Origin of the sequence: Mycobacterium sp. UM_CSW, assembly GCF_000455205.1 — a bacterium.
GTDB lineage: Bacteria > Actinomycetota > Actinomycetes > Mycobacteriales > Mycobacteriaceae > Mycobacterium.
Genome location: NZ_AUWQ01000081.1, coordinates 43634 through 64822, shown reverse-complemented (window position 1 = coordinate 64822; position 21189 = coordinate 43634). Strand labels below are relative to the sequence as shown.

At 68.5% G+C, this 21189-nt stretch carries 26 protein-coding genes; 11 read left to right on the top strand and 15 right to left on the bottom strand.

Features of this window, described 5'->3' with window-relative positions:
• The coding region (locus tag N415_RS24320) for a maleylpyruvate isomerase family mycothiol-dependent enzyme (protein ID WP_152531550.1) at positions 1-379 on the bottom strand (379 nt) is incomplete at its 3' end.
• Between the two features lie 50 nt (positions 380-429).
• Here N415_RS24320 and N415_RS24315 point away from each other — a divergent pair.
• On the top strand, positions 430-858 hold the full coding sequence (locus N415_RS24315) for a MarR family transcriptional regulator (protein ID WP_068187457.1): 429 nt from the start codon (positions 430-432) through the stop codon (positions 856-858).
• Here the strand turns inward: N415_RS24315 and N415_RS31000 are convergent, their stop codons facing one another.
• Together N415_RS31000 and N415_RS24310 are read right to left on the bottom strand one after the other, a co-directional pair.
• Positions 859-1005, bottom strand: a complete 147-nt coding sequence (locus tag N415_RS31000; protein WP_068103058.1) for a DUF1059 domain-containing protein — start codon at positions 1003-1005, stop codon at positions 859-861.
• Positions 1002-1583 (bottom strand): HhH-GPD-type base excision DNA repair protein, encoded by a 582-nt coding sequence (locus tag N415_RS24310; protein WP_068187456.1) that lies wholly within the window; start codon positions 1581-1583, stop codon positions 1002-1004. The genes N415_RS31000 and N415_RS24310 overlap by 4 nt, the downstream gene beginning before the upstream one ends.
• Positions 1584-1622: 39 nt before the next feature.
• On the opposite strand from N415_RS24310, the gene N415_RS24305 reads away from it, so the two are divergent.
• Entirely contained in the window at positions 1623-2150 is a 528-nt protein-coding gene (locus N415_RS24305; protein ID WP_068187455.1) for a nuclear transport factor 2 family protein, read from the top strand.
• Between the two features lie 21 nt (positions 2151-2171).
• Complete coding sequence (locus N415_RS24300; protein ID WP_068187454.1) at positions 2172-3251, top strand: hypothetical protein; 1080 nt, start codon at positions 2172-2174, stop codon at positions 3249-3251.
• Here N415_RS24300 and N415_RS32020 read toward each other — a convergent pair.
• Both N415_RS32020 and N415_RS24295 read right to left on the bottom strand, forming a co-directional pair.
• Entirely contained in the window at positions 3248-3424 is a 177-nt protein-coding gene (locus tag N415_RS32020; protein WP_161630347.1) for a DUF5302 domain-containing protein, read from the bottom strand. The genes N415_RS24300 and N415_RS32020 overlap by 4 nt on opposite strands.
• 42 nt (positions 3425-3466) lie before the next feature.
• Positions 3467-3910: a PPOX class F420-dependent oxidoreductase gene (locus tag N415_RS24295; RefSeq protein WP_068103050.1), complete on the bottom strand. Its 444-nt coding sequence runs from the start codon at positions 3908-3910 to the stop codon at positions 3467-3469.
• A 33-nt stretch (positions 3911-3943) separates the two neighbouring features.
• On the opposite strand from N415_RS24295, the gene N415_RS24290 reads away from it, so the two are divergent.
• The gene (locus N415_RS24290; RefSeq protein ID WP_068187453.1) at positions 3944-4459 is read left to right on the top strand and encodes a DUF1697 domain-containing protein; all 516 of its coding nucleotides are present in this window, start codon (positions 3944-3946) and stop codon (positions 4457-4459) included.
• 18 nt (positions 4460-4477) lie between these two features.
• On the opposite strand, the gene N415_RS24285 is transcribed toward N415_RS24290, so the two are convergent.
• Complete coding sequence (locus N415_RS24285) at positions 4478-4843, bottom strand: GntR family transcriptional regulator (protein ID WP_068187452.1); 366 nt, start codon at positions 4841-4843, stop codon at positions 4478-4480.
• A 37-nt stretch (positions 4844-4880) separates the two neighbouring features.
• Here N415_RS24285 and N415_RS24280 point away from each other — a divergent pair, with 37 nt between their 5' ends.
• Positions 4881-5600 carry an NAD-dependent deacylase gene (locus N415_RS24280; protein ID WP_068187451.1) on the top strand — a complete coding sequence of 240 codons (720 nt, stop codon included), beginning with the start codon at positions 4881-4883 and terminating at the stop codon, positions 5598-5600.
• A 70-nt stretch (positions 5601-5670) separates the two neighbouring features.
• Here the strand turns inward: N415_RS24280 and N415_RS24275 are convergent, their stop codons facing one another.
• The 3 genes from N415_RS24275 to N415_RS24265 are packed head-to-tail and all read right to left on the bottom strand — an operon-like array spanning position 5671 to position 9333.
• Positions 5671-6312, bottom strand: coding sequence for a class I SAM-dependent methyltransferase (locus tag N415_RS24275; RefSeq protein ID WP_068187450.1), 642 nt, complete (start codon positions 6310-6312; stop codon positions 5671-5673).
• On the bottom strand, positions 6309-7016 hold the full coding sequence (locus N415_RS24270) for a TetR/AcrR family transcriptional regulator (RefSeq protein WP_239645683.1): 708 nt from the start codon (positions 7014-7016) through the stop codon (positions 6309-6311). Before N415_RS24270 ends, N415_RS24275 begins: the two co-directional genes overlap by 4 nt.
• A complete protein-coding gene (locus N415_RS24265) occupies positions 7009-9333 on the bottom strand; it encodes an MMPL family transporter (RefSeq protein ID WP_068187449.1) in 2325 nt (774 codons plus the stop codon). Before N415_RS24265 ends, N415_RS24270 begins: the two co-directional genes overlap by 8 nt.
• A 331-nt stretch (positions 9334-9664) precedes the next feature.
• On the opposite strand from N415_RS24265, the gene N415_RS33140 reads away from it, so the two are divergent.
• Positions 9665-9796: a hypothetical protein gene (locus tag N415_RS33140; RefSeq protein WP_142282293.1), complete on the top strand. Its 132-nt coding sequence runs from the start codon at positions 9665-9667 to the stop codon at positions 9794-9796.
• Positions 9797-9926: 130 nt separating this feature from the next.
• On the opposite strand, the gene N415_RS24260 is transcribed toward N415_RS33140, so the two are convergent.
• Complete coding sequence (locus N415_RS24260; protein ID WP_068187448.1) at positions 9927-10679, bottom strand: 3-hydroxyacyl-CoA dehydrogenase; 753 nt, start codon at positions 10677-10679, stop codon at positions 9927-9929.
• A gap of 43 nt (positions 10680-10722) precedes the next feature.
• Positions 10723-11805 (bottom strand): CaiB/BaiF CoA-transferase family protein, encoded by a 1083-nt coding sequence (locus N415_RS24255; protein WP_068187447.1) that lies wholly within the window; start codon positions 11803-11805, stop codon positions 10723-10725.
• A 93-nt stretch (positions 11806-11898) separates the two neighbouring features.
• Between N415_RS24255 and N415_RS24250 the strand changes: the two genes are divergently transcribed.
• Together N415_RS24250 and N415_RS24245 are read left to right on the top strand one after the other, a co-directional pair.
• Positions 11899-12711, top strand: coding sequence for an enoyl-CoA hydratase (locus N415_RS24250; protein ID WP_068187461.1), 813 nt, complete (start codon positions 11899-11901; stop codon positions 12709-12711).
• A gap of 76 nt (positions 12712-12787) precedes the next feature.
• Complete coding sequence (locus N415_RS24245) at positions 12788-14152, top strand: NAD(P)H-binding protein (RefSeq protein ID WP_068187446.1); 1365 nt, start codon at positions 12788-12790, stop codon at positions 14150-14152.
• On the opposite strand, the gene N415_RS24240 is transcribed toward N415_RS24245, so the two are convergent.
• Both N415_RS24240 and N415_RS24235 read right to left on the bottom strand, forming a co-directional pair.
• Positions 14115-14837, bottom strand: a complete 723-nt coding sequence (locus N415_RS24240; protein ID WP_068187445.1) for a type II CAAX endopeptidase family protein — start codon at positions 14835-14837, stop codon at positions 14115-14117. The genes N415_RS24245 and N415_RS24240 overlap by 38 nt on opposite strands.
• A complete protein-coding gene (locus N415_RS24235; RefSeq protein ID WP_068187444.1) occupies positions 14834-15982 on the bottom strand; it encodes an NAD(P)H-binding protein in 1149 nt (382 codons plus the stop codon). The genes N415_RS24240 and N415_RS24235 overlap by 4 nt, the downstream gene beginning before the upstream one ends.
• Before the next feature lie 427 nt (positions 15983-16409).
• On the opposite strand from N415_RS24235, the gene N415_RS24225 reads away from it, so the two are divergent.
• From N415_RS24225 to N415_RS24215, 3 genes are read left to right on the top strand one after another with little or no spacing between them, the layout of a single operon-like run.
• Positions 16410-17513, top strand: coding sequence for a 3-oxoacyl-[acyl-carrier-protein] synthase III C-terminal domain-containing protein (locus tag N415_RS24225; protein WP_068187460.1), 1104 nt, complete (start codon positions 16410-16412; stop codon positions 17511-17513).
• A 14-nt stretch (positions 17514-17527) separates the two neighbouring features.
• Positions 17528-18028 carry an isoprenylcysteine carboxyl methyltransferase family protein gene (locus N415_RS24220; protein ID WP_068103028.1) on the top strand — a complete coding sequence of 167 codons (501 nt, stop codon included), beginning with the start codon at positions 17528-17530 and terminating at the stop codon, positions 18026-18028.
• On the top strand, positions 18025-19041 hold the full coding sequence (locus N415_RS24215; protein ID WP_068187442.1) for an NAD(P)/FAD-dependent oxidoreductase: 1017 nt from the start codon (positions 18025-18027) through the stop codon (positions 19039-19041). Before N415_RS24220 ends, N415_RS24215 begins: the two co-directional genes overlap by 4 nt.
• 51 nt (positions 19042-19092) lie before the next feature.
• Here N415_RS24215 and N415_RS24210 read toward each other — a convergent pair whose 3' ends face one another.
• Complete coding sequence (locus N415_RS24210; protein WP_068187441.1) at positions 19093-19896, bottom strand: crotonase/enoyl-CoA hydratase family protein; 804 nt, start codon at positions 19894-19896, stop codon at positions 19093-19095.
• The gene (locus N415_RS24205) at positions 19893-21047 is read right to left on the bottom strand and encodes a thiolase family protein (RefSeq protein ID WP_068187440.1); all 1155 of its coding nucleotides are present in this window, start codon (positions 21045-21047) and stop codon (positions 19893-19895) included. Before N415_RS24205 ends, N415_RS24210 begins: the two co-directional genes overlap by 4 nt.
• Between the last annotated feature and the right edge of the window lie 142 nt (positions 21048-21189).

The following is a 21189-nucleotide window of genomic DNA, read 5'->3' as shown; positions in this document are numbered from 1 at the left end:
GGAAGCCGATCGCGATCGCGCCGGGGAAGGCCGCCCCCGGCCCGAAATCGGGCAACGAGAAACTCGCGTCGAGCACGCCGTCGGCGGCGAACGCGTCGAGCACGTCGGCGGCGGCCGCGGCGTAGGTGCCGCCGGGGTCGGCCGCGACCGCGTCGACCACGCGGTCAGCCTCCCAAACGGTCGCGCTGTCGCCGTGGCCGCGGGCGGCCGCGGCGAACCCCCGATGCTGCGCGGTCATGTGTGCGAGCAGGTCCAACAGGTCCCAGCCCGCGCAGGGCGTCGGCCGGGACAGGTCGTCGCGCGTGACGCCCGCGACGACGTCGACGGAAGCCTGTACGGCGGCGCGGTGGAACGGTCGGACATCGGAAATAGTATGCATTCGTAGATCGTATGCATCTGCATATTATCTGTCAACGCTACGCTTCCAGCATGGCGAGGGCGAGGCGTCCCGATCTCGCGGCGATGATGGGGCCGCTGGTCCGCGAGATGATGGCGGCCGAGGTCCCGGTGCTGGAATCGCACGGGTTGTCGATGTGGGGCTACATCGTGCTGAGCGCGCTCGATCGCTCGCCGGTGCGCAGCCAGGCCGCGCTCGCCGAGGCGATCGGCGCCGACAAGACGCGCATCATCCCCACGCTCGACGACTTGCAGGACCGGGGCTATATCGAGCGCCGGCCCGACCCGGACGACCGCCGCGTGCGCCTGCTTGAACTCAGCGAGGCGGGTCGGGCCGCGAAAGATGCCGCGCAGGAAGACATTCAGCGCGGCGAAGAGCGCTGGCTCGGGAGACTGTCCGCCGAAGACCGTCGCCTGTTCCTGCGCGTCCTGCAGCAGCTGTCGGCGACGGACGGAGGCTAGCTAGTACGCCATGAACAGGATGGCGTCACGGTCGTACTCGAGGCCCGGGTGGGCGCTGGCGAGGTGAGCCTGGGTGAGCTCGACCAGCTCGTCCTCGTCCTTGCCCGTGATGGCTTCGCCGCATGGACACGTGATGTGTGTCTTCACGTTGCCGCCTTTCCCTTCGCTGCTGCCTTCATCTGCTTCTTATACGACCGCACCTGTCCAAGGGAATGGGCGTCGACGATGTCGGCGACGGACAGGTGCGTGCCCGCCTTGCCGAAATCGCCGGCCGCCTCGCGCCAGCCCGTCGGCGTCACGCCGTACTGCTTACCGAGCAACGCCAGGAAGATCTTCGCCTTCTGCTCGCCGAAACCGGGCAGCCCCTTGAGCCGGCGCAGCAACTCCTTGCCGTTGGGCTTACCGGCCTTCCACAGTCCGGCGGCGTCGCCGTCGTAGTCCTCCACGATGATCTGCGCCAGGGCTTGGATGCGCTTGGCCATCGATCCCGGGAAGCGGTGCACCGCAGGACTTTCCGCGCACAACGCGGCGAACTTGTCCGGGTCGTAGGCGGCGATCTCGCCGGCGTCCAGGCCGCCCATCCGGTCCGCGATCTTCTTCGGCCCCGCGAACGCGGTTTCGAACGGCACCTGTTGGTCCAGCAGCATGCCGATCAGCAACGCGAACGGGTCGTCTTCCAGCAGCGCGTCGGCCTCGGGCTGCTGCGCCAGGCAGAGCTTCGACATACGCCGACTCTAGCGCCCTGACCACCGGGCTATCGTGGCGTGGTGGTGGATGAGGCCAAATTGGAACTGATGCTGGCCCGGGACGAACTGCATCAGCTCGTCAATGCCTACTGCCGCGCCGTCGACCGCGCCGATTATGAAGCGCTGCGCGCCCTCTACCACCCCGACGCGACCGACTCACACGGCTCGTTCTCGACGGGTGGCGTCGAGCAGTTCATCGACCAGCTGCGCGCGGCGGAACCCTACGTGCGGGTCTCCCAACACAACGTCACCACAACGAATTTCGTGATCGAGGGCGACGCGGGCCGCGGTGAAATCTACTGCCTGGTGTTTCACACCTTCGCCGGTCCCGAACACGACATCGACGTCATAATCGGCGGCCGGTATCTGGATCGGTACCTCAAACACGACGGCCGCTGGAAGTTCGGTCAACGCACGATCGTGGCGGACTGGGCGTACCAGAAGGACCCGTCGGAACTGGACTTCGGACACCCGAGCACCCGCGGCAGCCTGCGCGGGCAGCCCGGCCAGGCCGACCCGTCGATCGGCCTGTTCACACCCGACTGAACCGGTGGCATCCTTCTCGGCATGAGCGTGCGGGACGAGTCGACCGCCGGACGGCAGTTCGTGGCCAAGCTCCCGTTCCCGCTGTCCAAAGCGATGTCGAAAATGATCACCGACGAGGCGCGACCCAACTGGATTTACTTCATCGTCATGGGGGTGGCGCTGGCCGCGGTCTACGGGGGCATCTACCTGGCGGACCACGCCCCGGCGGGATGGGAGCACACGCCCACCGCAGCAGTGGTCGGCGTCGTCCTCGTCGTGATCGCGCTGCTCTATGTCGGTTGGCGCGCCACCGGGGAGGTCCGCATCTCCATCACGGGCGACGAGGTCACCGTCAAGAAGCGGCACGGTGGTGTCTTCTCGTTCAGTGATGCGACGCTTGGCCTCTGGGCGTACGGCAGCGCGACCAAGGTCATGGGTAGCGCGCTGCATCTGCGGTCCGGTAGCCATCACTTTGTCCTCGGTGGACGGGATCATCGCGTGGCCGCCGGAACGCGGCTCGACGAGCCGCCCCAGGGCTACGTCGACGCCTGGTTGTGGCCGTCGGATTTCGACGAGCTGCTCGCCATCGTCGGCCGCCGAAGTCGCATGGCTGCGCACCAACCCGGGCCGACGGAACTCACTCGCTGTCTGCTGTATCCCAACATGGAATTGGCGCAACAGATGTCGACGTGGTCCGTGGTGGGCAAACAACGACTCTTCGCGTCGGCCTCGCAACCACTGGTGGCCCTGGAGCTGAACGCGGATTCCATCCGCGTGCTCGACGCGAGCAACGGGGCGGTCATCGCGACGGCTCCTACTGCGCAGGTGACCGCGACGCCGGAAACCTACAAATGCCGGCGGTGGCGAAACGGCCCGTCCTACAAGCAACCCAAGCCGTCGCCCGTTCTCGTGCTGTGCGTTCCCGGCGTGGAGCCCATGCCGATCGGATGCCAGGAGTACCGCGGCATGCTGGACTTCTCATCGCGGTTCGCGTGGCGCGGCACGGTCCCGGATCGGGTGAACCGGCCGGCCGATTATTCGGTCGCGGCCGGCGATTGGCTGCTGCTCGTCGATCGATTCGGCCTGACCCCGCAGCTGGTGGACAGGGCGCAGGTGAATTAGCCGCTCTTGCGGCGAAATTCGCGGCGGCTCTCCACGGGGCCGTGCGCGCGCGGGTGCTTGTCGCCGCCGTCTTTGTGCTCCGAAGCGCCCGACGACTTCGCCTTCTTGCGATCGAGGGCTTCACGGAACTTGCGCTTCGTGTCGTCCTCTTCTTGCGGGTTGGATTCGGCCATACCGGCAGCCTAGCCTGGACGGCCGCGGCTGGCTTGTGGTTTTTACCGCTTGCCCGGCGGCATGCCGTAGACGTGCGAAATCCGCAGCGTCATCAGCACCCGCCGGTCGGTGACCATCGCCTCCCGGTACTCGTCCCAGTCCGGATGCTCGCCGGCGATGTTGCGATACAAGGCAATCAGGCCCTCGACGGTGTCGTCGTCGGGCGCTGCGGCCGGGGGCGTCAGTTCCGCCGTCCCTTCGGCGACGGCATACGACCATCCGTCGTCGGCGTCGACCAGGATCGAGGCGCGCGGGTCGCGGCGCAGGTTGCGGGTCTTGGCCCGCGGCTCGGTGATCGACACACGCACCACCAGCTCACGCGGGTCGAAGTGATAGCTCACGTTCGACAGTTGGGGCCGCCCGTCGCGCTTGATGGTGGCCAGCACCCCGAGGGAGTTCCCGCTGATCACGGCCAACAGCTTGTCGTCGAAGACTTGGCGCCCCATGGGAGAAAGCCTACGTCGTGGTGAAATCGGAACATGACCAGATACGCGGCGTTCCTGCGGGGCGTCAACGTCGGCGGCGTCAACCTGAAGATGGCGGAGGTCGCGAGCGCGTTGACCGAGGCGGGGTTCGCCAGCGTCCGCACGATCTTGGCCAGCGGCAACGTGCTGCTCGAGTCGTCCGCCGGGGCAGCCGCTGTCCGCAAGAAGGCCGAGGCCACGCTGCGCGAGAGGTTCGGCTATGACGCGTGGGTTCTGGTGTACGACATCGACACGGTGCGCGCCGTCGTCGAGGCCTACCCGTTCGAGCGCGAGGTCGACGGGTACCAGTCCTACGTCACCTTCGTCGCCGACAAGGGGGTGCTCGACGAACTCGCCAAGTTGGGCGGCGGCGCCGACGAGAAGATCAGCCGCGGTGACGGCGTCGTCTACTGGCAGGTCCCAAAGGGCGCCACGCTGGACAGCACGATCGGCAAGACGATGGGCAAGCCGCGCTACAAGTCCTCGACGACGACCCGTAACCTGCGCACGCTGGACAAAGTTTTGCGCTGATTGCCTTGCGCGCCAACGTCACTCGTCAGGCATGCTGGTGAGGTAGCGCATCGCGTCGGACTTGGTCAGCCCCAGCGCCTTGGCCACCTCGACGTACTCCTTGGCGGCCGCCGCCATCGCGGCGTCGGTCGGGTCGAAACGGGAGATGAAAGTGCCGAAGCGCCCGCGGGTTTCGACGATCGCCGCCGACTCCAGCTCGCGGTAGGCCCGCGCCACGGTGTTTGCCGCGACCCCGAGCTGGCCCGCCAGGTCACGCACCGTCGGGAGCCGGGAACCGGGCGGCAAGGCACCCGCCCGAACCCCGTCGATGACCTGGGTTCTGAGCTGGTCGAACAGCGGTTTGCCCGCCTTCACGTCGACCTTCAGCCAATCCCGCAGCTCCACTTCTTCAGTATGTCCCAAGCACGACTATCTTTGTGGGATGCGAGTAACTGTGCTCAGCGGCGCGGGGATTTCCGCGGAGAGCGGCGTGCCGACATTCCGGGATGACAAGAACGGATTGTGGGCCCGCTTCGATCCCTACGAGCTGTCCAGCACGCAAGGGTGGCGCAAGAACCCGGAACGGGTCTGGGGCTGGTATCTGTGGCGCCACTATCTCGTCGCCGACGTCGAACCCAACGCCGGGCACCTCGCCATCGCCGCGTGGCAGGACCACGCGGATGTCACCGTGGTCACCCAGAACGTCGACGACCTGCACGAGCGCGCCGGCAGCTCCCCGGTGCACCACTTGCACGGCAGCCTCTTCGAATTCCGTTGCGACCGTTGCGGTATGGACTACACCGGGCCGCTGCCCCGAATGGCCGAGCCGGCCGTAGAGGTCGAACCCCCGGTGTGCCACTGCGGCGGCCTGATCCGGCCGGACATCGTGTGGTTCGGTGAGCCGCTGCCCGACGAGCCGTGGCAGCACGCGGTGGATGCGACCCAGTCCGCGGACGTGATGGTGGTGGTGGGGACCTCGGCGATCGTCTACCCGGCGGCCGGGCTGCCGGACCTGGCGCTCTCCCGCGGCGCCGTCGTCGTCGAGGTCAACCCCGAGCCGACGCCGCTCACCCGCAGCGCCACGATCAGCATCCGCGAGAGCGCGAGCCAGGCGTTGCCGGAGCTGCTGCAGCGGCTCCCGGCGCTGCTTAATTCTGCTTAGCCCTCGAGACTGCGCACAGATCGCGATTTACCCCCCGACCGACGCGCTGAGCGCAGTCCCGGCGAAAAAACTAGGGCCGCCGGGCGCGGCCCAGCGCCAGCTCCGACACCGGCAACGGCGCCCATATCGGCAGCGTCCACTCCCGCCGCGACGTGTCCACCTCGAACCCGGCGTCGACGATCGCGCGCTCGGTGTCGCGATGGGTGTGGCAGTTGCCGAACAGCCTCGGCCACAGCGTCGCGTCGGCAAACCGTTGCAGCCGGCCCCGCCCGCCGGCGCTGGCCACATGCTCGAGGAATCGCAGCTCGCCGCCCGGCCGCAGCAGCGAGTACATCCGGCCCAGCACCCCGGGAACGTCGCGCACCGAGCACAACACCAGCGAGCACACGACGGCATCGAAGAGCTCGCCGTCGCTGAACGCCTCGGCAGTCTCCCCGATCACCACGACCGGCACCGGCGCCGCCGCGGCCGCGACGCGGGCGTGGGCTCGCAGCCGGGGCTCGGGCTCGACGGCGATCACCTGCTCGACCGTCGGCGGATAGTTGGCGAAGTTCGTCCCGACACCAGCGCCGATTTCCAGCACCCGCCCCGACAGCCCGGCCACGTTCTCGCGGCGCAGCGCCCGAACCGCCTCGGTCTCGTGGGCGGCGACGACGGGCCAAACACGCGCGAAGAACGGGTTGTCGATCGTGCGCTCGGCTGCCTGCGTCATTTCCGCGACTCCTCCGGCGGCCGATGCGCCGCCACCCATGCCGCCAACATCTGGGGTGTGGCGTCTCGGCCGCAGTATCCCATTACCAATTGCCCACAGAACACGGAGGACAGCACTCGGTCGGCAAACGCCTCGGCGTCGCCGAACGGCAGGTGTGGCTTGGCGATCAACATGGCCGCGACGCCGTGCAGCGCGCTCCACAATTCCAGCGCGACGGTTGTCGGGTCGACCGGGCGGTAGGTGCCGTCGTCCATCAGCCGCTGCACGGTGGCGCGGATGTGCTTGAACGCGGAGTTACTCAGCGTGGTGTCGACGCTGCTCCCGGAGCGCCACTCACCCATCGTGGCGATGCGATACAGCCCCGGGGTCTGGACCGCGAGCCGGACGTAGGCCAGCCCCTGCGCGCGCAAGACCTCGACCGGGGAGGTGTGCGCGGCGGCCAGGCGCCGCATCTCGGGATCCAGCTTTTCGAAGTAGCGCGCGCACACCGCGTCCAGCAGGGCGTCCTTGTCGGCGAAATGCAGATAGATCGACGGCGGCGTGACGCCGACGCGTTGTGCGACCGAACGGATCGACACCGACCCCGCGTGCCCGGTTTCCAGCAGCAGCTCGGTGGTCGCGTCCAGGATCTCGTCGTGCAGGCGCTCGCCCGAGCCGCGAGGGGCCCGGGCGCGTCGCAGACCGTCGGCCGATACGTCAACCAATGCGGGTCACCGATTCGTGGACCGGGTGCCCGTTGTGTTGCACCGGCTCCCCGGTCGGCTCGGGGTGGAGGGCGATCTCGGAGGGCGCCTCGCTGATGCCGAACCGTTCGTGCACCCATACCAAAGGCTTTGGCGCCCACCAGTTCCAGCGGCCCATCACGTGCATGAAGGCCGGGACCAAAACCATGCGGACCAGGGTGGCGTCCGCGAACACGGCGAGCACCAGGCCGAGGCCGAACATCCGCATGAAGGACACGTGCGCGGCGATCAGCGCGGCGAACGACATCGACATCACCAACGCGGCCGCGGTGATCACCCGTCCGGTGCGCGCGACGCCGTGCGCCACCGCTTCGTCGTTGGCGGCGTGCGCGTCTTTTCCGGTCGGGTTCGCCGGTCGGTACTCCAGCCAGTACTCCCGGATGCGGGAGATCAGGAACACCTCGTAGTCCATCGACAGCCCAAAGGCTATGCAGAACAACAACACTGGCATGTTCGCCACCAGCGTCCCGCTGGGCGTGGTGCCGAGCGCGCCGAGGTGGCCGTCCTGGAAAATCCATACCAGCGCCCCGAACGCCGCGCTGAGCGACAGCACGTTGCACACCAACGCCTTCAGCGGCAGCACCACGCTGCCGGTGAGCAGGAACAGCAACACGAACGTGACGGCGGCCATCAGCCCCAGCACGAGCGGAAGGCGGTCGGTCACCGCGTCGACGCTGTCCCGGTTGACCTGCGCGACGCCGCCCATTTCGACGGGTCGGCCGCCGGGCCCCGGCACCCCGTGCAACCGCTTGAGCTGCGTGTCATTGGCCTGGGTGAACAGCGGCGCCGTGCTGTTGACCGTCAAGAACGCGCTGCCGTCGACCAACCCCGTGGCAGCGGCGGGCGCGCCCACCGGGTTTCCGTTCACGAAGGTCCCGCCCGGCGCCGAGACGCCCGAGACGTCGGGAACGCGGGACAGGGCGGCAGCGTACTTGTCCAGATCCCCCGGGTTCAGTCCGCGGACGTCTCGGACGACCACGGGCACCGCGGTGGCGGAGTCGTGCGCAAACCCGGTGCGCAACTCGTCGCCGACCTGATGCGACGACGCGGAACGCGGCAGCACCCGGTCGTCGGGGAAGCCCCACTTGACCGAGAAGAACGGCAGCCCCAGCAACAGCAGCAGCGCCATGACGGCCAGGCCGATCGGCGCCCAGCGCCGCATCACGAACTTGCTCGACCGGTACCAGAACCACTGCTCGACCGGCCGGTGCAGCGGATCGGGCCGGCGCAGGGCGTGGCGGATCAGCCGGCGCACGTCCAGCGAGTCCAGCCGGTCCCCCAGCAGCACGATCGCGGCCGGGGTCACCACGATGGATGCGGTGGCGACGAAGGCCACGGTGGCCACACCGGCATAGGCGAAGGACTTCAGGAAGTACATGGGGAACGCCACCGTCGCCGACATCGACAACGCCACGGTGACGGCGGAGAACAGCACGGTGCGCCCGGACGTGGCCATGGTCCGGATCAGCGCCTCGTTCCGGTCGCTGCCCTCGGCCAGCTCGTCGCGGTATCGGCTGACGATCAGCAAGGTGTAGTCGATCGCCAGCGCCAGGCCCAGGGCGGTGCTGAGGTTGAGCGCGAAGATCGACACCTCGGTGGTGAACGTGATCAGCCGCAGCACCGTCATCGAACCGACCACGGCCAGCGCGCCGAGGCCCATCGGCAGCGCGGCCGCCAGCAGCCCACCGAACACCCAGATCAGCACCAGGAAGCTCAGCGGAAGCGCGATCATCTCCATGACCACCAGGTCTTCCTGGTTCTGTTTGTTGATCTGCGCGTACTGCATCGCCGGGCCGCCGGCGCGGACGGCGACACCGTCGCGGTCGTGGACGAATTGGTCCGCCAGGGTTTGGGCGTTGCTCTGCGCGAAGTTCTCGCCGCCTTTGAGGTTGATGACGATCATCCCCGACTTGCCGTCCTTGCTGATCAGGTCGGCGGCGGCCTGCGGTGGTGCGGTCCAGGCTGAGGTCACGTTGTAGACCAACGACGACCCTTGCAGGTCGCGGACGAGGTCGATGCCCACCTTGCGCGCCTGGTCGCTCTGGGCGCCCGCCGGCGAGGTCACCATGACCAGCATCTGCTGTCCGCTCTGCCCGAACTTGTCGGTGAGGATCTGGATGGCGTGCGCCGATTCCGAGTTGGGGTCTTGGAAGCCCCCAGGCGACAGGCTCTTGGCGACGGGGATGCCGAAGACGGCTGCGCCGATGAAGACCAGGATCGCGATCGCAATTATCCGTCGTGGCGCAGCAATAGCCAGTCGAGCGATCGCTTGAAGCATGTCCCCGGTCCTCCCGCCGCCGTGCCGGTCTCGCTGGGCCGCCACTGACTGGGCGGTAACTTATCAGCGATAACTGACAGGTGTCAAACAACACTATCCATAAACACGGCTCCCCGCGGTCGGATGGTTCAAACGGGCCGAAACCCTTCGTTTTCGGTGCGGCGGCTATTGGTTCGGCCCAGAAAATGGCCGGGATCCGTGCCGGTCACGGCGGCAATCCCGCCCGGCGGCCACCGGCCTACCCGCCGGAAACCTACCCGCCGGTAAATTGCCATTATTTTCCGAATCGTGACTCATCGATTCCTTAGAGGCGGCCCATACGCTCATAGTCATGTGGATCGACGACTCGAGTGCCGACGTCATCAAGGCTGACTTCGAGGCTCTCTACCACGGCGACGTGCTGGTGGAAGGCGAGACCTCCGAGCAGTTCGAAGACCAGCACACGCTGCCTACGGCAAGCTGACCGCCATGAGCGTGCTAGCACGGCTGCTGATGGCCGAACCCGCCATCACCCGATGGTTCCGTCGATAGCGACTGATCTTGCTTAAGACGAAAACCCCCCGCGCATCGCGGGGGGTTTTCGTTTCACCCGCTTAGCGGGGGGCCATCCGAATGGCGCCGTCCAGGCGGATGACTTCGCCGTTGAGCATCGGGTTTTCGACGATGTGCACCGCGAGCGCGCCGTACTCGTCGGGGTCACCGAGCCGGGCCGGGTGCGGCACCTGCTTGCCCAGCGACTTTTGCGCCTCCTCGGGCAGCGAACCCAGCAGCGGGGTCTTGAACAGCCCCGGCGCGATCGTCACCACCCGGATCAGCTCGCGCGACAGGTCGCGGGCGATCGGCAGCGTCATGCCGACCACGCCGCCCTTGGACGCCGAGTAGGCGGCCTGGCCAACCTGGCCCTCGAACGCCGCGACGGAGGCGGTGTTGATGATGACGCCGCGCTCCTCACCGAGCGGCTCGGTCTTGGCGATGCGCTCCGCGGCCAGCCGGAGCACGTTGAACGTGCCGATCAGGTTGACCTCGACCACCTTCTTGAAGCCGTTCAGCGGGAAGGGGCCGTCCTTGGACAGCGTCTTGATGGCGTTGCCGATGCCGGCACAGTTGACGTCGACGCGCAGCGGGCCAAGCGATTCGGCCACATCCAGCGCCTTGGAGACGGCGGCCTCGTCGGTGACGTCGGCCTCGACGAAGCGGGCGCGCTCCCCCAGCTCGCGGACCGCCTCCTCGCCCCGCAGGTCCAGCACCACGACCTGCGCGCCGGCGTCGAGGAGCCGCTTGGTGGTGGCCAGGCCCAGGCCCGACGCTCCCCCGGTGACGACGGCTACGGCGTCCTTGATCTCCATGCGGGTTCTTTTCCTCTCGTCCAGCCAACCAGTTGGTTGGCGACTATACCCAGTCCGCGAGGACCGATTGGATGTCGGGCGTCGGCTCCGCCGGGCGGGGAATGTCCGGTGCGGTGCGGGAGAACCGCGGCGCCGGCAACGGCTGCAGGCCGCCGTTCACCTCGTAGAAGGTGTTGCGCTCGGTGATGTGCGGCTCGGTCTGCACCTCCCCGAACGCGAGCACCGGCGTCACGCAGGCGTCCGAGTCGGCGAACACCTTGGCCCAGTGGTCGCGGTCGCGGCTGGCGAACGTCTCGGTCAGCACCGCCCGCAGCTCGGGCCAGCGGGCAGCGTCATTCTGCGGCGGCAGGTTGGCGGCGTCCAGGCCCAGCCCGGCCAGCATCGCCGCGTAGAACTGGGGCTCGATGGCGCCGACGGCGACGTAGCGCCCGTCGGCGCACTCGTAGGTGTCGTAGTAGGGGGCGCCGCCGTCGAGCATGTTGGTCCCGCGCACGTCCGTCCACATGCCGGACGACCGCATCTGCCACATCATCTGGATCAGCACGCTGGACCCGTCGACCATGGCGGCGTCGACGACCTGTCCCTTGCCGGAGGTCTGCCGCTCCCACAGCGCGGACAGGATGCCGACCAGCAAGAACATCGAGCCGCCGCCGAAGTCACCGACCAGGTTCAGCGGCGGCACCGGCCGCTCGTTGGCCCGCCCGATGGCGTGCAGGATCCCGTTCAGCGAGATGTAGTTGATGTCGTGGCCCGCCTGCTGGCTGCGCGGGCCGGTCTGGCCCCAGCCGGTCATGCGGGCATAGACCAGGCGCTCGTTGACCTTCGCGCAGTCCTCGGGGCCCAGGCCGAGCCGCTCGGTGACGCCGGGCCGGTAGCCCTCGATCAACACGTCGGCCTTGGCGACGAGCTGGAGCACCAGGTCGCGCCCCTCGTCGGACTTGAGGTCGGCGGTCACCACGCGCCGATTTCGGCTCATGGAATCCTTCACGACCCCGCCCGGCGCCCCGGAGGGCCGATCGACGCGGACCACGTCCGCGCCGAGGTCCCCGAGGATCATCGCGGCGTGCGGGCCGGGCCCGATGCCGGACAACTCGACAACACGCAATCCCTGCAGCGGTCCCGCCATTGGTGCACCCGACCTTTCGTCCGCTCTGACGTCCATCGCATCTTCGCAGCCGCGCCCTGCGGCCGCGCACTCCGGTCACATATGGTGAGCCGCATGCCGGAATCTGGGATCGCCACGCTCGCACCCGTCGCGGGCCTCGACGTCACGCTGACCGACGGCGTGCTGTCGGTGACCATCAACCGCCCCGACAGCCTGAATTCCCTGACGATCCCGGTCATCACCGGCATCGCCGACGCGATGGAACGGGCGGCCACCGACCCCGACGTCAGGGTGGTGCGCCTCGGCGGGGCCGGCCGCGGCTTCTGCTCCGGGGCGGGCATCAGCGCCGACGACATGTCCGGCAGCGGCGGCGTCCCGCCGGACGACATCGTCCTGGAGATCAACCGGCTGGTGCGGGCCATCGCCGCGGTGCCGCACCCGGTGGTCGCGGTCGTGCAGGGCCCGGCGGCCGGCGTAGGCGTGTCCCTCGCGCTGGCCAGTGACGTCGTATTGGCTTCCGACAAAGCGTTTTTCATGCTCGCCTTCACCAAGATCGGGTTGATGCCCGACGGCGGCGCGTCGGCGTTGATCGCCGCCGCGATCGGCCGGATCCGGGCGATGCAGATGGCGTTGCTGCCCGAGCGATTGCCGGCCACCGAGGCCCTGTCCTGGGGACTGGTCACCGCGGTCTATCCGGCGGACGAGTTCGAGGCCGAGGCGGACAAGGTGATCGAGAGGCTGTTGGCGGGCCCGGCCGTGGCGTTCGCCAAGACCAAGCAGGCGATCAACGCGGCCACCCTTACCGAGCTGGACGCCGCCCTGGACCGTGAATACGAGGGACAGTCGCGCCTGCTGGTGTCGCACGACTTCAAGGAAGGCACAACGGCTTTCCAGGAGCGCCGCGCCGCCACCTTCACCGACCGCTAAAGGGCTTACTTCCCCCCAGAACCGGTAATCCTTCCTCGCGTCGGGTCCGAATACCCACACGAGGGAAGGAGGTCGCATGGTTCGCTGCCTGGTGACCGGAGCGACCGGCTACATAGGTGCCCGGCTGGTGCCTCGCTTGCTGGACGAGGGCCACGAGGTTCGCGCCTTGGCGCGCGACCCCGGCAAGTTGGCCGGCGTGCCGTGGCGCGATCGGGTGGAGGTGGCCCGGGGCGACCTCGGCGACGCCGACTCGCTGACGGCGGCGTTCGATGGCATTGACGTCGTCTATTACCTGGTCCATTCGATGGGCTCGGCCAAGGATTTCGCCGCCGAGGAAGACCGCGCCGTGCGCAACGTGGTGGCGGCCGCTCGCCGCACCGGGGTGCGACGGGTGGTGTACCTCAGCGGGCTGCATCCCGAGGGCACCAAGCTCTCCGCACACCTCGAGTCGCGCGCGGCCGTCGGCCGGGCCTTGATCGACTCGGGCATCGAGACGGTCGTGCTGCAGGCCGGCGTTGTTATCGGGTCGGGCTCGGCGTCGTTCGAATTGATCCGGCACCTCAGCGACCGGTTGCCCGTGATGACCACGCCGAAGTGGGTGCGCAACAGGATTCAGCCCATCGCGGTACGCGACGTGCTGCACTACCTCGCCGCCGCGGCGACGGCGGCCGTCCCGGCGTCGCGGACGTGGGACATCGGCGGACCCGACGTACTGGAGTACGGCGACATGATGCGCGGCTACGCCGAGGTCGCGGGGCTGGGGAAGCGGCGTCTGATCGTGCTGCCGTTTCTGACACCGACCATCGCGAGCCTCTGGATCGGGGCCGTCACCCCCATCCCGCCCGGCCTGGCGCGACCGCTGATCGAATCCCTGGAATGCGATGCGGTGATGCGCAATTCGGACGTCGACGGCATCATCGTGCCGCCGGCGGGCGGCCTCACGGGCTACCGCCGCGCCGTCGAACTCGCGCTCGACCGCGCGACGCGCGGGCTCGACGGGGCCACCTGGGCGTCCCTGCGGTCGGACCCCGCCGAGCCGCTGCCGAGCGACCCGGACTGGGCCGGCGAGATCATCCACAGCGACGTGCGGACCGCGCAGACCGCCGCGCAACCCGGCGAGGTCTGGCAGTCGACCGAGAATGCGCTCGCCCGCAGCCCGTTTCGCGGCTGGAGCGTGCAGGAGCGTGAGCCGGGCAGCCGGCTGCTGTTGCGCGCCCGGTCGCGCTCGGTGGGCCAGCGGTGGCTCGAGATCAGCGTCACGCCCCGGGACGACGGGGGAAGCGACTACACGCAGCGGATGATCTTCGTGCCGTGCGGCCTGCCGGGTCAGCTGCACTGGGTTATGTTGCGGCCCTTACGGACTACCGCGTTGCGCGCGCTGGCGCGCGCCGCGGTGGCGCCGGTCAGACACCGAACAGCGGGGGCAGTGCGAGCACCATGATCAGGCCCCACACGAAATGCGTCAGCACCGGTGCCAGCACCCCGCCGCTCGCCCGGCGTTCCAGCGCGCACACCGTTCCCAGGATGACAGCGGCGAACCCGAGCATCGGGTTCCCGCTGACCAGGGTCGCGCAGACGTACAGCAGCGTCGAAATCACCACCGGACGGCGCCGGCCCAGCGCGGTGTAGAGCGCGCCGCGGAAGAAGATCTCCTCGGCCACACCGTTGATCACCGTGATCGCCACGATGAACGGCAGATACCCGTGATGGGCGTACAGCAGCACCCGCGTGATCAATGCGGCGACCGCGGGGATCTCGCGGGCGATCAGTCCGCCCACCAGGAAGGCGCCGCCGAGGAGCAGGCCGACGATCGTGCCCGTGATGACGGGCCGTTGGTTGCGCCCGCGCCAACAGATTCCTCCCAGATGCAAAGGGCCCGAGAGGAATCCGCCGGTGAGCCACACCGCCGCCAGCACCAGTGTCAGCCAATAGAAACTCGAGTCGCCCGGGTGGCGGCGCAACGAGAACCCGAGCACCGCCGCGCCGATCGCGAGCGTGATGGCGACGACGACGCGCCGGCGTCGCACCACGCCGGGCGGTTCGTTGTGGGGCACAGCGACATTGGTGAGGGCACGGCGCAATTCCGAGGTGACGCTGGCGCGATACGGGGTGGTCGACTGGGTCATGCCGGGCGTACTTTCGCGTTGAGGGCGAGCACGATGTCGAGGCCGGTGCGCACCGCGCCGGCCAGCGGTCCGGGGACATTGTTGACCAGCCGCAGCGTGGGCCGCGCGACGCGCGGGGTGATCGCGCGGGCCAGGCGGCGGATGCGCAGGGCGTCGCCGCCGGCCCACGCGGGGTCGCTGTCGGCCAGCTGGTGGGGATCGGTCAAGGCGTTGACGGGCCTGGGGCGGCGGCCCGACCGGTCCGCCAAGGCCAGGGTGATGGCGTCCTCGACGCCGAGCAGGCCCCCCGGCGGGTCGGGCACCCGATCGCGCAGGCCGCTGACGGACGCGACCATCGGATGGTCCAGCGATTCGACCAAATCCGCGGCCAGTCCCGGGGGCACCGGCAGCGCCACCCCGGTGACCAGCGATGCCAGGCCGGTGTCGACCCGGCCGACCGGGAGGGCGGCGTGCCACCTGCCGGAGATCCGCGCATATGTCTTGAGCAGCTCACGGTAGGAGGTCGTGCTGGGCCCGGAGATGTCGTACGCACCCGCGGGCACCCGCTCCGGGTCCGCCGCGGCGACGAGATAGTGCAGGACGTCGCGGATGGAGATCGGGTCGATCGGGTTGTCCATCCAGTTCGGTATCGGGATGAGCGGGAACCGGTCGCCCACGTAGCGCATCATCTCGAACGACGTCGAGCCGGCTCCGATGATCATCGCCGCGCCCAGCCACACCAGCTCGGGGCCGCCTTCGACCGTGAGGGCCTCGGCCACCTCGGCCCTACTGGTCAGGTGCTCGGACAGGGCCTCGTCGGCCGGCACGAAGCCGCCGAGGTAGACGATGCGCCGCACGCCGGCGTCCCCGGCCGCCACCGCGACGTTGGTGGCCGCGGCCCGGTCGGCGTCGCGGAAGCCGGGCTGGCCGATCGCGTGCACCAGGTAATACAGCACGTCGATCGGGCCGGCGGCGTCCATCGCTTGCTGTACAGATGTTGGATTGGACGCGTCAAGGGTGACGGGTAACACGTCGTCAAACCACCCTAATCGTTTGAGCCGCTCCGGGTTTCGGGTGGCGGTCACGACCTGATGCCCCTCCTCCAGCAGCGCTGTGACCAGGCGCGAACCGACATAACCGGTGGCGCCGGTGACCAGAATCCGCATACTCCCGACCCTACCGACGATGCGGGCGCATGCCGATCGCTTCGCTGATCCGGAAAAGTTAGAGCGGTTTATATCGCGGAATTACCAATACCGGCATCGGCAACGTGGGCCGCGTAAGGCGTGCTTATTCAACTCGAGTGCAAAAGGCTAAAACGCAGCATATTGAACTCGTGTGCATCAAATCGGGAAATACACAACGCGGGCAACGATGATTCCGATGGCCTCTCGCAGCGAAACAAGCGCGACGTCCTCTCCGTTATGCGGCATTGAAGAATCGTTGCGGGCCAGGCTTTTTGGGGTCTCGTTGAATGCCGGTGCCATCGGCGCTGTCGGCGCGGGCCGCATCAGCCTGCCCGGAATTCGCATTCCCAACGCTGTGGCGTAGCGCACATTGAACCTGTCGGACGGCGGTAACGTGACCCCCTACATGGAGGAGATAATCGGGGGTAATTCGGTTCGGCCAAGATCGAGGACGCTCACAGCCGAGGCGGTTCCGTCCGTCGCAGGAGTTTCAGTAAAGTTCCCACCCAATCGATACACGCAGGATGAGACCATCGGCGCGTTGACCGAGTTCGCGGGTCCGGAATTTCGGAAGTTCGCCCGGAGCAGCGGCGTTGAGTTCCGAAACATCGCCCTACCACTGTCGCGATACGGAGAGCTGAGCGGCTTCACCGAGGCCAACGATGCCTACATCGAAATAGCGCTCGACCTGGCCGAGGAGGCGATGCTCACCGCGCTTGACCAGGCCAATGTCAAGCCGTCGGAGGTCGACGCCATCTTTTCGACCACGGTGACCGGGTTAGCGGTCCCGTCGCTGGAGGCGCGGCTGGCCACACGACTCGGATTTCGGCAGGACGTCAAGCGGGTTCCGCTGTTCGGCCTGGGTTGCGTCGCCGGCGCGGCCGGCATGGCCCGGGTGCACGACTACCTGCGCGCATTCCCCACTGACGTGGCGGTGCTGCTGGCGGTCGAGCTCTGCTCGCTGACCGTGCAGCGCCAGGACCATTCGCTCCCAAATCTGGTGGCTTCCAGCCTGTTTGGCGATGGTGCCGGCGTCGTCGTCGCCGTGGGCGCCGACCGCGCGTCCAGATCGGGGGCCGGGCCCAAGCTGCTGGCCACCCGCAGCCGGACCTACCCGGACACCGAGGACGTGTTGGGCTGGAACATCGGCAGCAGCGGGTTTCAGATCGTGCTGTCCGTGGAGATTGCGACCATCGTCGAGAAGTACCTGGGCGACGACATCCGCGACTTCCTCGCCGACCACGGGCTGAGCACAACCGACGTGTCGACGTGGCTGTTGCACGCCGCCGGTCCGAAGGTGATCGACGCGGTCCAAGACGTGTTGGAGTTGCCCCCGGATGCGTTCGCGCACACCAGAAACTCGTTGCGCAACAACGGAAACCTTTCGTCGGTCTCGGTGCTTGATATACTGCACGCCACCATGGCCGACCCACCGTCGCCGGGCTCCATCGGGCTGATGATCGCGATGGGACCGGGCTTTTCCGCCGAACTCGTCCTGCTGAGCTGGTAGGGCGCGATACAGCTATGTATTACTTGCTGATTCTCGCGGTGGGCGTCGAACGGCTCGCCGAGCTGGTGGTCGCCCAACGGAACGCGCGATGGTCTTTTGCCCAGGGCGGCAAGGAGTTTGGCCAGAACCACTACCCGGTGATGGTCGCGCTGCACACCGCGCTGCTGTTCGGTTGCCTCATCGAACCCTGGGCGCTGCACCGCCCGTTCATCCCCTGGCTGGGCTGGCCGATGGTGGTCGTGCTGGCGGCCAGCCAGGGGCTGCGCTGGTGGTGCATCCGGACGCTGGGCCGGAGGTGGAACACCCGGGTGATCGTGTTGCCCTACGCGCCGCTGGTGGTCCGGGGCCCCTACCGCTGGCTGCACCACCCGAACTATGTCGCCGTGGTGGCCGAGGGGTTCGCGCTGCCCTTGGTGCACACCGCGTGGCTGACGGCGATCATCTTCACGCTGGCCAACGCGCTGTTGCTGCGCGTGCGGCTGCGGGTGGAGAACTCGGCCCTGGGATACGCATGAGCGCCTACGACTCCGACCTGCTGATCGTCGGCGGCGGCCCAGGCGGCCTCGCCACGGCGTTACACGCTCGCCGCCAAGGGCTTTCGGTGATCGTGGCCGAGTCCCGCGAGGGCCCGATCGACAAGGCCTGCGGCGAGGGCCTGATGCCCGGCGGTCTGGCCGAGCTGACCTCGCTCGGCGTCGATCCGGCCGGGATGGCCTTCCGCGGGATCGCCTACGTGAACGAACAACGCCGGGCGGAGGCGCGGTTCCGCAGCGGGCCGGGCCGGGGCGTGCGACGCACGACGCTGCACGCGGCGCTGGCGGCGCGCGCCAAAGAGGAAGACACCGAGTGGATCCGGGCCCGCGTGACCAGCGTCCAGCAGGACGCGCACGGCGTGACCGCCGCGGGGGTGCGCGCGAAATGGTTGGTGGCGGCCGACGGGCTGCACTCGCCGGTGCGCCGCGCCGTCGGAATCCAGGCCAAGGCCGGAACGCCCCGGCGCCACGGCGTGCGGTGGCACTTCAAGGTGCCGGCGTGGTCGGAGTTCGTGGAGGTGCACTGGTCCCGCTGGGGTGAGGCCTACGTGACCCCGGTGGAGCCGGACCTGGTCGGCGTGGCGATCCTCTCCGGCGGGCGACCCGACCTGGCTTGGTTCCCCTGGCTGGCCCGCCACCTGCAGGGCGCGGAGCGCGGGCACCCCCGCGGCTGCGGCCCGCTGCGCCAGGTGGTCTCCCGCCGCGTCGCGGGCCGGGTGCTGCTGGTGGGAGACGCGGCCGGCTACGAGGACGCCCTGACCGGCGAGGGCATCAGCCTCGCGGTCAAGCAGGCGGCCGCGGCGGTCGACGCCATCGCCAACGACGCCCCGTCGTCGTACGAGGCCGCATGGCACCGGGTCACCCGCAACTACCGGCTGCTCACCCGGGCGCTGGTGCTGGGTAGCGCGCCGCGCGTGGCCCGCCGCGCCATCGTCCCGGCGTGCACGCTGCTACCGGGCGTGTTCGACCGCGCGGTGAACACGCTCGCGCGCTAGCTCGATTGCCCGCCTCCTCAGCCCGCCGTTCCGGCGTGCATCGTCACCGGGCTAGCGGGCCTTCCAGACGGGTTCCCGCTTCTCGGCGAACGCCAAGGGTCCTTCCTTGGCGTCCTCGGATCGGATCAGGGTCCGCATCTCGCGCATGGTGCGCTCCCAACCGGGTTCGTCGCCGACGATGACGCCGTCGTCGACGCCGTAGGCGATGCGCTTGCTGGCCTGCACCGACAGCGGCGCGTTGGCGGTCACCCGCGCCGCCAGGGCCAGCGCGGCGTCCAGCACCGAACCCTCGCTGACCACCTGGTTGATCAGCCCCCATTCCAGGGCGTCGGACGCGGTGATCGGCTCGCCGGTGAACAGCAATTCCATGGCCACCTTGCGGGGCAGCTGGTCCATGATCCGGAAGACGCCGCCGGCGGCCGCGATCAGCCCCCGCTTCACCTCCGGCAGCCCGAACGTGGCGCGCTCGTCGGCGACCACCAGGTCGCTGGCCAGCGCGAGTTCGGTGCCGCCGCCCAGTGCGGTGCCGTTGACCGCGGCGATCGTCGGCTTGTCGATGAAGTGGTGCACGTAACCCGCGAAGCCCCACTCGCCGTGCTCGGGGTGATACAGGTTCTCCCGACGCGAGATCGCCTTGAGGTCCGCGCCGGCGCAGAACGACTTGTCCCCGGCGCCGGTGATCACCACCGCCCGCACGTCGAGGTCGTGTTGCGCCTGCTCCAGCGCATCCCCGACGCCGATGCTGACGGCCGCGTTGACCGCGTTGCGGGCCTCCGGCCGGTTGATGGTTATGACCATCACGTTGCCGCGGTGCTCGACGAGGGCTCCCGGCTGGCCGTTGCCAGCTTCGGTCACAGCAGTTCCACGATCGTGGCGTTGGCCTGACCGCCGCCCTCACACATCGTCTGCAGTCCGTAGCGAATTCCCTTGTCGCGCATGTGGTACAGCAGCGTGGTCATCAGTCGCGCCCCCGAGCCGCCGAGCGGGTGGCCCAGCGCGATGGCACCGCCGTTGGGGTTGAGCTTCTTTTCGTCGGCCCCGATGTCCCTTAGCCACGCCAGCGGGACGGGCGCGAACGCCTCGTTGACCTCATAGGCCCCGATGTCGCCGATCGAGAGCCCGGATTTCTTCAGCGCCTTCTGGGTCGCCGGGATGGGCGCGGTCAGCATGATCACCGGGTCGGCGCCGGCCAGTACGGCGGTGTGCACCTTGGCGATCGGGGTGAGGCCCAGTTCCTTGGCCTTCTCGGCGGACATGAACAGGATCGCGGCCGAGCCGTCGGTGATCTGCGAGGAGTTGCCGGCGTGGATCACGCCGTCCTCCTTGAACGCGGGCTTCAGCGACGCCATCTTTTCCATCGGGGTGCCGCGGCGGATGCCCTCGTCCTTCAAGACTGTTGATTTTTCGTGGCCGTCGGCCACGTTGATGCCCACGATCTGGTCGTCGAACGCGCCGGAATCCTGTGCGGCGGCAGCCTTTTCGTGCGATCCCAGGGAGAACTCGTCGAGCGCGAGCCGGTCGAAGCCCCACTGCTCGGCGATCATCTCCGCGCCGATGCCCTGATTCGGCGTGCGGTGGTAGCGGTCCTTGAAGGCCTGCGGGTACGGGTTGCCGCCGTTGGCGAGCGACGACCCCATCGGAGTGCGCGACATCGACTCGACACCGCCGGCGACGACGACGTCGTAGTGCCCGGCCACCACGCCGGCCGCGGCGAAATGGATGGACTGCTGGCTCGACCCGCATTGGCGGTCGACGGTCACGCCAGGGACGGTCTCGGGCCAGCCGGCCGCCAGCACCGCGGTGCGGGCGATGTCGATGGCCTGTTCGCCGGCCTGGCTGACGCAGCCCCAGATGACGTCGTCGACGAGCCCGGGGTCGATGCCGGCCTTGTCGACCAACCCATTGAGGACCTGCGCGGACAGGTCGGCCGAGTGCACGCCGGACAGCCCGCCGTTGCGCTTCCCGAGCGGGGATCGGACGGCCTCGACGATGACGGCTTCAGCCATGGTGGTGTCTCCTTTGACTTGGGGTCTGCGTCGATTGTCAACCAGGCGGTTGGGAGGGAGTGGGGCGGGGTGGTTTTCCTCGCCGACCTAGCCGAAAAGACGAACGACCGAGTTCAAGATGAATTCGAGTAGCACCCCGAAG